Raw genomic sequence first — 11,841 nt, 5'->3', positions numbered from 1 at the left:
ACATATAGGGGGAAAAATTACTTGTAAAAGCAAAGCTTTTCAGATTCAAGAGCAATAAAAAAGTGGGTCTAAAAGATATGAATTTGAAGCAAGCTACTTCTGTATTAGTTTTAGTTGTAGGAATAGGAGTATTTGACATCAAATCGGTAGGGGCCAAAAATGCTTCCACAAAAGCACCTCTTACTACTGATTCTACACAAAATACTGCATCTTCATCATTCACAATTGCCCAAATAACAGAAGCTAGTTACCCTCTTTATGGCTCATGGAAATTAACATTTAGTGTCAATGGAACTGTTTATAAAGGTTATCTAATTATGAAAGGGTATTATGGAGATTTAAGAGTTAGTTACTTTGATCCTGAGATAAGAAAGAAAGCGACTATAGATCAAAGAATGAAACTGATGTCTTCATCACAGGGATTGGTTTTATTAGGATATAACCCTGTTTATGCTGGAACGTCTATTTCACATCCTACTTATGCTGCTGATAATTTTGTTTTTTCAGTTCAGCCTGATGGTTCATTAGTAGCTTTTACTTGTGATGATGAAAAACGGTGTTCGTCTGTTGATATGGAATTTGTGAAATGAGGTTCAGGAAAAATCTTACCACATTTAAGTAAATTATCGCTCAAGACTATTATTAGTAGTCAAAAAACTTTCTAATCAATAAGGTTTTACTATCGGGATCAATAAATTATGAAGTTCAATTGTAACTTAGAGGCAACTTTCATTTCACTATTTACACTAGCATTTTTACAAGTACAAAATCCAGCAAGTGCATTAATAAATCAAGAAAAATTTGGCGATTTTTCGATTAATTTAGAGTTAAATACCAGCGAAAGATTTAGCAAAAAGCCACCTATTCAACTTGCCATAGATGACTATTATTGGGGATCACAACGAGATTTTAACATTTGGATGCCTGGAGAATTAATAAAGAACACAGATGAAACTCTAAGATCAATGAATGCAGCGACACAAACAGTGTATTTAATATCCCATAAAGATATGCCTCCAGAAACGTCGTATTTAGGTTCGGAAGAGATTCGAGAAGTTTTACAAGTTGCTTTAAGAGCAACCATTTCTCCCAATGATAAAGTTGTAAAAAGCACAAATATGGTATTGAAAGGATATCCAGGTATTGAATTACTGGTGCAATATGCCGATGGCACTCAAGGACAATACCAAGGATATTTAGTGCGACGACGATTTTATATATTGGGAGCTATAACTTCTAATGAATTAACTACAGAAGTGGCTAACTTTTTCGATTCTTTTAGAGTTTATCCGACTCGGATTGTTAGTTATTAGAATTACTGATTTTGTACTGATAAGCCTATGTACTTCATTTCTCCGCGATCGCAAATTCCCATCAATTTGAGTAATCTGCATCAAATAGATCGCTCTGTATAGCTCATTTTGGAAAAGAGTGGACTGACTGTGCGATCGCATCTTCAATATCCCGTCTGTCAAACATTCTAGAAGTCCTATTACCTATTTAGATAAATGAGAGGTCAAATATGCAAACCGTAACTATCAACATTGCAGGACGTGGAACTCCTCTTGCAGATGGAACAACATCGTCTCGAGGTCATATGTGGTACTCGTTAACAGATGTCAGTGGCAGTGCTAAAAGCTATGGATTTGCGCCAGACGAACAACACCACGGTTCGCCTTTTGCTCCAGGCAAGGTTTATACCAGCGATAACACCAACTACCAGAGCCGCGAATACTCTAAAACTATAGAGATCACGCAAGCGCAATATGAGGCGATGAGAAATTTCGGCGATAGACCACAGGATTTTGGTTTCAGCACATCTTACAACGTACTTAACAACAGTTGCATTGACTTTACTTGGAAAGCTCTGGAAAAGGCCGGACTGAATACCTCTGGATTTCAAGGGCATATTTGGCCAACCAGAAACATTGACGATGTGAAGAATATGGTTAATACCCGTTTTGGTGTTGATCCTCAACTAGCAATTGCCTTGGGATTGATCGATGCCAGAATTTTACGGGATACTGCTGATATGTCAATTGATGACATCATCACTGACCTCCAAAAATCCTTCAACCAAGCCCAAACTGTCACCAGCCCCATCATTCTATACTTGAGAAGGTAATAACTTGCATGACACTATTAATGGTGGTTTGGGAGATGATTATTTATCCGGTAGTGCCAGTAATGATATCATCATTGCTGGAATCGGCAAAGATACTCTCTCAGGTGGTTTAGGTTATACCGCTTTCTTTATAGCAATTGAGGGCGGGGAAACCCTGCCCCTACTTGGTTGTAAAAACGTTATCTCATAACAGTAGAAAGTGCTATACATACTTCTTAAAACATATCCGCAGGATCAGCAGATTGGAGTTTGTTAGTAGCGATCGCCCCAGAAATAGCACACATAATTATAGTTAAAAGTAGGACTTGTATACCACGAATTATCGTCATATACATGGGCAAATTTGTCGCTGTTCGGGTTAGTTGGTAAGCGCTCAAACTCTTGTTTATTCATCCTTGATTTTAATTGTATTGGTTGTATATTAACCTTTGTGGCTATTTTACAGTAAGTTAATATCAATTACGCTTGTCACTATTACAACTTGTGTAATAGTGACATTTGTTATGGGGTTGACACCACTAAGGTAAATATGTCATATTTGCGTTTGAGAGATATGCCACTGAATAGCAATATCAAATTTTGTGACGTACCTGGGGTGGGAAGCAATGTTTTTATAACCAAAACCAGTTAAATTCTGGACAGACTTTACTGGTATCGCAGCAAGGTCAATTTTACACAGTCTCTAACTCAAAATAATTCCGTTTTTCAGGTTCAAAATTAAGGACATTTTACTATCAGAAGCCATAAACTATGAAATTGAATCCCAACTTAAAGCCAATTATAAGTTCTCTATTCTCACTAGCTTTGTTGTCCATACAAAATCCAGCAATTGCATCGGTAAATCAAGGTAAATTAGGAAATTCTTCAATTAATTTAGGACTGAATATAACCAAAGAATTTACCAAAAAACAACCAATTCAAATAGCTGAAAATGACGAATTTTGGGGACCACAAGGAGATTTTCAAATTTTGATGCCTGGAGATGTAGTAGAGAATAATAAAGAAATGCTGGTAACAGAAAATAAGGCAACAGAAACAGTATATATGATCTTTCATGGAGACCTACCGACAGATACTGATTATTTAAACTCGGAAGGGATTCGAGAAGTTTTACAAATCTCTCTGAGAAAAAACCTGGATATAAAAGGTAAAGTTGTGCGAAGCACAAATATCGTAATTGAAGGATATCCAGGTATTGAGTTGCTAGTACAACATTCTGATGGTAGTCTAGGACAATATCAAGGATATGTGGTCAAACGACGACTTTATTTAATCGGAGCTAGAGCAAAGGATGAATTAACCACAGAAGCGATTAATTTTTTCGATTCTTTTAGGGTGTATCCGACTAAGATTGTTAATTAGAATCAAGGGCGGGGTTTCCCCGCCCTTGGTGGTAAAAACGTTATTTGATAACAGTAGAAAGTCCTATACATAGTTCTTAAAACATATCCGCAGGATCAGCAGATTGGAGTTTGTTAGTAGCGATCGCTCCAGAAATAGCACACATAATTATAGTTAAAAGTAGGACTTGTATACCACGAATTATCGTCATATACATGGGCAAATTTGTCGCTGTTCGGGTTAGTTGGTAAAGTCCTAAAGATACAGCTACCCCTGGAAAAAATCCCAAAGCTGCTAAAATTAAAGCTTCTTCAAAAACTATAGTTAGCAAATAATCATGACGATATCCTATGGCTTTTAAAGTTGCATATTCTCGCAAATGGGCATTAACATCGGTGGAAAGAACTTGGTAAACAATAATTATTCCTATGACAAATCCCATTGATACACCAAGGTTGAAAATAAAGCCAATGGGAGAGTTACTACTCCAAAAGTTATTTTCAAATTCAATAAATTCTTGATGAGTAAGAACTTTAACATCATCTTTTAAATAAGCTTTTAATTGGGCAACAACTTGATCGGTTTGATAACCAGGTTTGATTTTAACTAAACCGATACTCACACTACTTGTAGGCTGTCTGGCAAAGATTTGAGAGAAGTTATTGGCACTGGTAATCAAGCTCCCATCTGCCGCAAAGGAAGCACCAAGTTTAAATAAGCCACCAATAGTAATTGTATTACCATTAATTTCAGTTGTGACAGTTTTACCTTGTTGAATTTGCTGAATTGCTTGTTGATATTCTCCTCTGGCTGCCCGATCAAATAAGACTGTATTTGGTAATTTAATTTTTTGTAATTGTTGATTAATTTCTGGTAAATCAAAAGCTGGTTGATCTGGATTAATGCCAATAATTAACACTCCTGTTTCTAATCGTGTTTGCGGATTTTTCCAAATAATATGGTTACAATACATAGCTTCAGCCGATTTTACCCCTGGTACATCCATTGCTTGATAAAGTCGTCTACGAGAAAAAATAGACATACTTTGTAAACTACGAGCTTGGGGACTAATGAGAATAATATCAGCTTGTAAACTCCGATGTAATCTAGTATTACTATCATATAAAGCAGTTTGAAACCCTGACTGCATAAACATAAGAACATCGGCAAAAGCAATACCAGATACTGCTACCAATAAACGGCTTTTTTCATGGGTAAGTTGTAACCAACCCAAAGGAGTTCGTCGGCACAATTTTTGAAAAATACTAATCATAGAAATGATAATTGACAACTAACAACTAACAACTGACTAAAGACTAATAATTGCCTTAACTTGCATATTTGTAAATTTAGCTGCTTGGTGGCTAGAGGCTTTGTTTAGTCGGATGTGGACTTTTATTATTCTGTTATCAATATTGCTGGAAGGATCTGTATTGGTGAGGTTTTGCTTTCTTACTTGTAAACCGATTCGTTCTACTTTTCCTTGTAATTCTTGAGAAAAAGTATCGCTAACTATCCGCACCTGTTTTCCTTGGATAATTTTTGTAATATCACTTTCGTAAACTTCAGCAACTACGTACATCTGACTGGTTTTACCAATGTCAGCAATGCCATTACTAGAAATTAATTCTCCTGGGTGAGTGTAGATTTCAAATACTTGTCCATTTTGAGGAGATTTGACATAGGCTTTTTGAAGATTGATAGTGGCTTTTTTTACTACTGCATCTGCTTGATTTAATTCGGCTATTGCTGCTTGTACATCTACCTTCCTAACTTCAGAAATTTGGTTTAGGGTTGCGGAAGCTTCTTTGATTTTTTGTTGACTACTTAATTCGAGCTTTTTTAACTGTGACTGTGCGGCTTGAAGACTTTTTTTAGCAGTTTCTACATTCAAGTTTTTACTATCTCTTTGAGATGCGGAAATTGCCCCTACTGTATATAATTCTTGATAACGGTGATTTTCGGCTTCAGCATTGAGTAATTCAGATTGCAATTTTTCTAAAGTTGCTTTTTGAGTATTAATATCACCTTGACTTTCGGCGGCTAATCTGTCAATGATGGCTTTTTGGGCGGTAATTTCTCCGGGTTTAGCACCTGCTTGAATTTGGGCAATTTTAGCTTTAATTATGTTTACTTCGGCTGTGGCTTCAGTTAATTCTGCTTGCAAGCGATCGCTATTATCTAAAATAGCAATTACCTGTCCTGTTTTTACCATATCCCCCTCTTTGACTAATATCTTCTCAACTCGACTTCCTTCTCCAGATATCGCTGCTGATAATTTAATCACTTCCCCTTCTGGTTCAATTCTACCCAGTGCTGTGACGGTTTTTATCTCTGGTACTGCTACCACAGGATTGGCTGGTTTTTGATTATCTATATCCCGAGATTTGAGGACAATAAAAACACTAATACTAGCCATAGATAAAGATGCCAGCATGGCAATAGCGATTCCTGCGGAGCGCTTCGCTATCGCTAATCGGAGAATAAACTGAGAAGATAATGAACCTTGTCGCTTGCGGTTTTGCACAACTGCATACCTTTTCAGTGCTGTTTCAAAATTAGTTAATGAAAAATATCTGGTAGAAAACGAAATCCTAGAAAATCTTAAAATGTAGTTCCTATACTCAACGAGGTAATTTAGTCAATTTATTGCATTAGAAATGACAAATCAATTCTAAATTTTTAACAGAAACGAACATTTAGAGATAATATCCCAGAATAGAAAGTCAGATGGTTAACAGATGACAGTTTTCGTAAAATTAGTATATGTACCTGTGCAAAATTAATTGAACATTTTAAAATTCCTAAACCAATCAATTTTGTAGGGGTTCAACCCCCTGTGATTGCACCAAATACGGGGGTAGGCACGGGGGCGCTACCCCTACATTAAATCCAAATTTTTTATATAAGTAGGTGAACACAATAAAACCAAACTGTGTAAAGAAACGTAAAATCGCTGAAAACTTCTTTACTATTGCCTCTTGCCTCTTGCCTTGCTATAACGACAATTTTCAACGTCAACCTACTTAATTAATTTTGCTTGCGTACTGATTTTAGGGACTTCCAATTAAAAAAATACCCAAAAATTTCTTGTGGTGCGGGCCGAATTGCCCGCTAATCATCAAGGACGGGCAGGATGCCCATCCCACAAAATTGGGTAATTTATTTTTTGGTGTTCCCTTAGACAAAATGAGATAGAAATATGAATACTTATACAGCAGGAGTCAGGAGTAAAACTGGCTTGCTGTCTGGCTTTGAATTTAGATCATTTACCTCATTAATCTACAATTTGCTATAACTCATCAATTTCTTTAATTAAAATAAACCGCGCTTACCATTCGGACGTACCGTTAACCAATTCATTTTAGCTACAGCCAATTGTTCGTCAGTCACCTTAGCACCAGTGAGATTAGCACCGGATAAATTAGCCCCTCGTAGATTAGCTTGACTTAGATAAGCTTGACTGAGGTTTGCACCTCTGAAGTCCGCACCTTCTAAATCAGCATTACTAAAATAAGCCTTACTTAAATCCGCATCTTTGAAATTTGCTTGTTGTAAACTTGCCCTACCAAAGTCAGTATTGTGAAGATTAGCTGCTTGAAAATTAGGTTTCTGAAATTGAGCAGCATGGAAATTGCTTCCTGATAAGTTAGCACTAGATACACTCAACCGGATAAAATTATAGCCCGCAAAATCCCGTCTTCCTTTTTCATAAGCTGCTAGAAGACCTGGGGAATCTAATTTCCGCACAGAGAATGGATCATCAGCGTTATTTACACCTCTAGCGGCTGATTTAGATGCCAATTCTCTACCCTGATTGCGTCCCTGATTGCGTCCATGTTTCCATTCTGTGTCTGCTGGTGCTGGTGTCTTGTCTTTTCTGGCTCGAATAGATGCCGCTAGTTTCGCAACATTATCATTGTTACCACGAGTATAACTAATAGAATCAATCCCAGCATTTGAAGAATGATTCTGAGTAGGTTCAGAGGGTTTAGAGAGTAAGCCTTGGGCTAAACTATCTAAATATGGCTCCATGTCTAAAGCTGTAAGTACGTCTTGTGCGGATTGATAGCGATTGCGGACGGATACGTCCAACATTTTTCTCAAGACCTTAATAAAATGGTCACTGGCTTGTACCAGATGTTCCCACATCATTTCCCCTGTGGTGGGATTGTATTCTAAGTCTTTAGGAATTTTCCCAGTTAATAAATAAACACAAGTTACTCCTACTGCATAGATATCACTGGCATAAACTGGACGCATAGCCATTTGTTCGGGAGGTGCAAAACCAGCAGTACCAATTGCATAGGCTGTTAAGGCTGATTGTTCGGATTGATTGGTTATGACTTGACTAACTTTATTTTTGACAGCACCAAAATCAATTAGTACGAATCTGGCATCTTGAGAACGACGAATTAAGTTAGCTGGCTTAATATCACGATGAATTACCTGTTGCTCGTGGATATATTGGAGCAGGGGCATGATTTCACTTAAAAATTGTCTGACTGCGGTTTCACTATAAACTCCATTTTTTTTCACTTCTTGTTGGAGAGTCAAACCGCTCACATATTCTTGCACTAAGTAAAATTGATTGTTATCTTCAAAATAGTCCAGTAGTCTGGGTATTTGGGGATGATTACCGATTTTACCAAGAGTTTCTGCTTCTCTGGAGAATAACTCCCGTGCCATTTTTAATATGTACGGAGTTGTACTTGCTGGACGTAATTGTTTAATTACACAAAGCGGTTTGCCAGGTAGATTTTGCTCTACTGCTAAAAATGTTGCCCCAAAACCACCTTTACCGATGGGTTTAACTACGCAAAAGCGATCGCGCAACAGTAATTTCGAGCCACAAGCCTGACATATTAGACTAGATGCTGAATTTATAGGATGGGAACAGGTGGGATTTACGCAATAGCTCATGCAATGTAAACTCGCTGCGTAACAGCTTCAGGGGAATAATGATGCTCTTATTACATTATGGAGAGCAAATTCAAATTTACACCAGGTTATATGAAGCGGGAATTTATTTTTTGATTCCCCTAAGGGACTTCCAATTAAAAAAATACCCAAAAATTTCTCGTGGCGTTAGCCATAGTATGCCCATCCTACAAAATTGGGTAATTTATTTTTTGGTGTTCCCTTAGGCAGGTAATAGGCAACAGGAAACAAGGAATTTATTACCCATTACCCATTACCCATTACCCATTACCTATTTACAGACTAGACAGTACCTCTTTAGCAGCAGCTAATGTCTGTTCAATATCTTCGGAAGTATGTGCTAAAGAAGTAAAACCAGCTTCAAATTGAGATGGGGCTAGATAAATACCATGCTCTAACATTCCGCGATGGAAACGACCAAATTTACCTGTATCCGCCTTTTTGGCATCTTCATAGTTATGTACAGGACCTGCGGTGAAGAATAGCCCAAACATGGCACTAATATGACCACCACAGGCAGCATGACCTGTATCTGAGCAGATTTTTAGCAATCCATCAGTTAACTGTTTAGTAATTTTTTCTAAATACTCATAAGTACCGGGTTTACCGAGGAGTTCCAGGGTTTTAATTCCCGCTGTCATGGCTAAAGGATTACCAGAAAGAGTCCCAGCTTGATAAACTGGTCCTGCGGGGGCAACCATAGACATAATCTCACGACGACCACCGTAAGCGCCGACTGGTAAACCACCACCAATGACTTTACCCATTGTGGTTAAGTCGGGGGTAACACCAAATTTGGCTTGTGCGCCACCGTAGGCAATACGGAAGCCTGTCATCACTTCATCAAATACCAGTAATGCACCATGCTCTTGGGTAAGTTCCCGTAGTCCTTCTAGGAAACCAGCATCAGGGGTAATAAAGCCCGCGTTACCAACTACGGGTTCAAGAATCACACCGGCGATTTCCTGGGGGTTTTGTTCAAATAGAGCTTTTACGGCTTCCAAATCATTGAAAGGCGCGGTTAAGGTGCTGGCGGTGACGGATTTGGGTACTCCTGGTGAGTCGGGTAAACCCAGGGTAGCGACACCAGAACCGGCTTTAACCAGGAACATATCTGCGTGTCCGTGATAGCAGCCTTCAAATTTGATAACTTTTTCTCGATTTGTAAAGGCTCGCATTAGGCGTAATACCGCCATACAAGCTTCTGTTCCAGAGTTGACGAATCTGACCATTTCGACGCTAGGAACAGCATCAATGACCATTTCGGCTAAAACGTTTTCGAGAGCGCAGGGAGCGCCAAAACTTGTGCCTTTATCTAGGGCTGTGTGTAGTGCGGATATTACTTCTGGATGAGCATGACCACAAATGGCTGGTCCCCAAGTCCCAACATAGTCAATGTATTTGTTGCCGTCTACGTCCCAAATATAAGCGCCATTAACACGATCAAATACGATGGGTTGTCCACCGACGGATTTAAAAGCGCGAACGGGAGAACTGACTCCTCCGGGCATCAGGTTTTGAGCAGCAGCAAAGATTTCTTGTGATTTTGTGGTTTTAATTGTGGTGTTTACCAAGGGTATCTCCTATGAGGTGGTGATTAAAATTGAGCTTCTATCTTAGGATAGGGTGAAAAGTTGCTTGTGAATTTCTCTGGTATGGGATTAGCTGAAAATGGTATCTTGAGTCAAAGAATTATTGTAAATTAACTGGTATGTCTTCTTCTGAACTGAAATCGCTTTCATCTGCTATCCCTGTGGAAAAAATTCGCTACGATGACAAGGGTTTAGTGCCGGCAATTATCCAAGATTATTTGGATGGAACTGTGTTAATGATGGCTTGGATGAATCGGGAATCGTTGCAAATGACTTTGGACACTGGGGAAACTTGGTTTTGGAGTCGTTCCCGGCAGGAATTTTGGCACAAGGGCGCAACTTCTGGACATATTCAGAAGGTACAAACTATTCGTTATGACTGTGATAGTGATGCTCTGTTAATCGGGGTGGAGCAGTTGGGTGATGTAGCTTGTCATACTGGAGAACGTAGTTGTTTTCATCAGGTTGATGGCACGGTGACACCACCACCAGGTGATAGTTTATCACAATTGTTTGCGGTAATTTGCGATCGCCGCGATCGCCCCAATGAAGATTCCTATACCTGTAAGTTATTGGCTGGTGGTGATAATAAGATTTTGAAAAAGATTGGTGAGGAAAGTGCCGAGGTAGTTATGGCTTGTAAAGATGATGATGCTGATGCGATCGCTGGCGAAGTTGCGGATTTATTTTATCATACTCTTGTAGCTTTGGCTCATCATCAGGTTGATTTAAAAGCAGTTTATCGCAAGTTACAAGAAAGAAGGAAATAGGCTAATTTATTAATAACTGTCAGAATCAGGATAACCAGGATGTACAGGATGTACAGGATGATAATTAAAATTGTAGGTTGGGTAGAATGAAATCTGAAAATCCTGATTCAGACAAAAAATGAATTACAAAATTCACCAACAATCCACAAATCACAATCCTAAAAATCCTTTAATCCTGATTCAGACAAAATAGAAAACCTAAAAACAACTGGCTCTTGCGTCTCTTTTATGGTGATTGAGGATTGATGATAACAAAACCCTTACGGGACAAGGGTTATAAACAATTATTTCCATATTTTCAATGAAATGCCTACACAATAGGGCTTTCAATGATTTTGAACCAGGGTTTCCATAAAAATAACCGAAGAACCAAATAACTATTAATACAATCTTAGATGAATTTAAAAAAAATGCTAATTCTCCCCTACCCCCTGATAGCGCAGCGTGGCGTTAGCCATACTCCTGAACTTAGATATATCCTAGGGGTTTAGCACTGCTTTACCCTTACATATCTCATCAATTACAGGATGGTTTAATGCTGATGTAGAGATTTTTCATGAAACGTCTCTACAACGTGGTTTGCCTAAAGGATACCAGAAGCTACACCAAGGTAGTTGTAACGTTATTGAGTCCTAAAGTACCAGTTAAACCTGTCACCTCAATGATGGCAATAAGCACCTCTTTTTTCAACGTGGCTTTCAGGCTCTATCCCCTATGAAACAAGCTGTTTAGTCATGAGGATATCCAGACAGTTAAAACTGTTCCCAGTTAAAAGTTAAGAGTTCCCTGTCCTCGCAGACAACTTATTCAGCAAGCCCTAAATATAATTGTATTAACATTAGTTGTAGCTAATTTAAGCAACTCCGACCAACTCAAGGTATCTGATTTATGATCTGCTGTTTCACAATGAATAACTAAATTCCATTGCTGCTCTGGGTTTTTCTTAGTTTTATCTGCTAGAATTTCCGCATTGCGAATTGCTTGCAGCAGCGCTTGCTTCTTTCCGCCATCTTTCTTATTGTGCATTTGTCGGCTTTTTTGTACCACCTGTCAAACAAACTATCCCTATTCC

11 protein-coding genes and 1 pseudogene are annotated in these 11,841 nt (G+C 38.4%); 6 read left to right on the top strand and 6 right to left on the bottom strand.

The genetic code is table 11. From position 1 onward, the window contains the following. Positions 1 to 62 precede the first annotated feature (62 nt). From AA650_RS21380 to AA650_RS21365, 4 genes are all read left to right on the top strand, one after another. Positions 63 to 590 (top strand): hypothetical protein, encoded by a 528-nt coding sequence (locus AA650_RS21380; RefSeq protein WP_234413239.1) that lies wholly within the window; start codon positions 63 to 65, stop codon positions 588 to 590. A gap of 108 nt (positions 591 to 698) precedes the next feature. Further along, entirely contained in the window at positions 699 to 1,313 is a 615-nt protein-coding gene (locus AA650_RS21375; protein ID WP_081424302.1) for a hypothetical protein, read from the top strand. A gap of 209 nt (positions 1,314 to 1,522) precedes the next feature. Beyond that, positions 1,523 to 2,125, top strand: coding sequence for a hypothetical protein (locus AA650_RS21370; RefSeq protein WP_053540577.1), 603 nt, complete (start codon positions 1,523 to 1,525; stop codon positions 2,123 to 2,125). Between the two features lie 4 nt (positions 2,126 to 2,129). Continuing rightward, positions 2,130 to 2,315, top strand: coding sequence for a hypothetical protein (locus tag AA650_RS21365; RefSeq protein WP_053540576.1), 186 nt, complete (start codon positions 2,130 to 2,132; stop codon positions 2,313 to 2,315). Positions 2,316 to 2,340: 25 nt separating this feature from the next. Here AA650_RS21365 and AA650_RS28305 read toward each other — a convergent pair. Next, positions 2,341 to 2,505: pseudogene (locus tag AA650_RS28305) on the bottom strand (ABC transporter); the annotation flags it as partial. 370 nt (positions 2,506 to 2,875) lie between these two features. On the opposite strand from AA650_RS28305, the gene AA650_RS28300 reads away from it, so the two are divergent. Next, positions 2,876 to 3,487, top strand: coding sequence for a hypothetical protein (locus tag AA650_RS28300; RefSeq protein ID WP_053540575.1), 612 nt, complete (start codon positions 2,876 to 2,878; stop codon positions 3,485 to 3,487). A gap of 76 nt (positions 3,488 to 3,563) precedes the next feature. Here AA650_RS28300 and devC read toward each other — a convergent pair whose 3' ends face one another. The 4 genes from devC to hemL all read right to left on the bottom strand — a co-directional run bounded on the left by devC (position 3,564) and on the right by hemL (position 9,981). Further along, on the bottom strand, positions 3,564 to 4,739 hold the full coding sequence (gene devC, locus AA650_RS21355) for an ABC transporter permease DevC (RefSeq protein ID WP_199924318.1): 1,176 nt from the start codon (positions 4,737 to 4,739) through the stop codon (positions 3,564 to 3,566). Positions 4,740 to 4,775: 36 nt separating this feature from the next. Further along, complete coding sequence (locus AA650_RS21350) at positions 4,776 to 5,993, bottom strand: ABC exporter membrane fusion protein (protein ID WP_053540574.1); 1,218 nt, start codon at positions 5,991 to 5,993, stop codon at positions 4,776 to 4,778. A gap of 788 nt (positions 5,994 to 6,781) precedes the next feature. Next, entirely contained in the window at positions 6,782 to 8,389 is a 1,608-nt protein-coding gene (locus AA650_RS21345; RefSeq protein WP_053540573.1) for a serine/threonine-protein kinase, read from the bottom strand. Between the two features lie 293 nt (positions 8,390 to 8,682). After that, a complete protein-coding gene (gene hemL / locus AA650_RS21335; protein WP_053540571.1) occupies positions 8,683 to 9,981 on the bottom strand; it encodes a glutamate-1-semialdehyde 2,1-aminomutase in 1,299 nt (432 codons plus the stop codon). A 137-nt stretch (positions 9,982 to 10,118) separates the two neighbouring features. Between hemL and hisIE the strand changes: the two genes are divergently transcribed. After that, on the top strand, positions 10,119 to 10,769 hold the full coding sequence (gene hisIE / locus AA650_RS21330) for a bifunctional phosphoribosyl-AMP cyclohydrolase/phosphoribosyl-ATP diphosphatase HisIE (RefSeq protein ID WP_053540570.1): 651 nt from the start codon (positions 10,119 to 10,121) through the stop codon (positions 10,767 to 10,769). An 807-nt stretch (positions 10,770 to 11,576) separates the two neighbouring features. On the opposite strand, the gene AA650_RS21325 is transcribed toward hisIE, so the two are convergent. After that, a complete protein-coding gene (locus AA650_RS21325) occupies positions 11,577 to 11,795 on the bottom strand; it encodes a hypothetical protein (RefSeq protein WP_053540569.1) in 219 nt (72 codons plus the stop codon). Between the last annotated feature and the right edge of the window lie 46 nt (positions 11,796 to 11,841).

The sequence above is a fragment of the Anabaena sp. WA102 genome (assembly GCF_001277295.1).
GTDB classification, from domain to species: Bacteria; Cyanobacteriota; Cyanobacteriia; order Cyanobacteriales; family Nostocaceae; genus Dolichospermum; species Dolichospermum heterosporum.
This window is presented reverse-complemented; position numbering and strand designations above follow the sequence as displayed.

Coding starts and splice junctions, on each gene's coding strand:
- AA650_RS21375 (WP_081424302.1), top strand. CDS start 699: ATGAAGTTCAATTGTAACTTAGAGGCAACTTTCATTTCACTATTTACA.
- AA650_RS21370 (WP_053540577.1), top strand. CDS start 1,523: ATGCAAACCGTAACTATCAACATTGCAGGACGTGGAACTCCTCTTGCA.
- AA650_RS28300 (WP_053540575.1), top strand. CDS start 2,876: ATGAAATTGAATCCCAACTTAAAGCCAATTATAAGTTCTCTATTCTCA.
- devC (WP_199924318.1), bottom strand. CDS start 4,739: ATGATTAGTATTTTTCAAAAATTGTGCCGACGAACTCCTTTGGGTTGG.
- AA650_RS21345 (WP_053540573.1), bottom strand. CDS start 8,389: ATGAGCTATTGCGTAAATCCCACCTGTTCCCATCCTATAAATTCAGCA.
- hisIE (WP_053540570.1), top strand. CDS start 10,119: ATGTCTTCTTCTGAACTGAAATCGCTTTCATCTGCTATCCCTGTGGAA.
- AA650_RS21325 (WP_053540569.1), bottom strand. CDS start 11,795: ATGCACAATAAGAAAGATGGCGGAAAGAAGCAAGCGCTGCTGCAAGCA.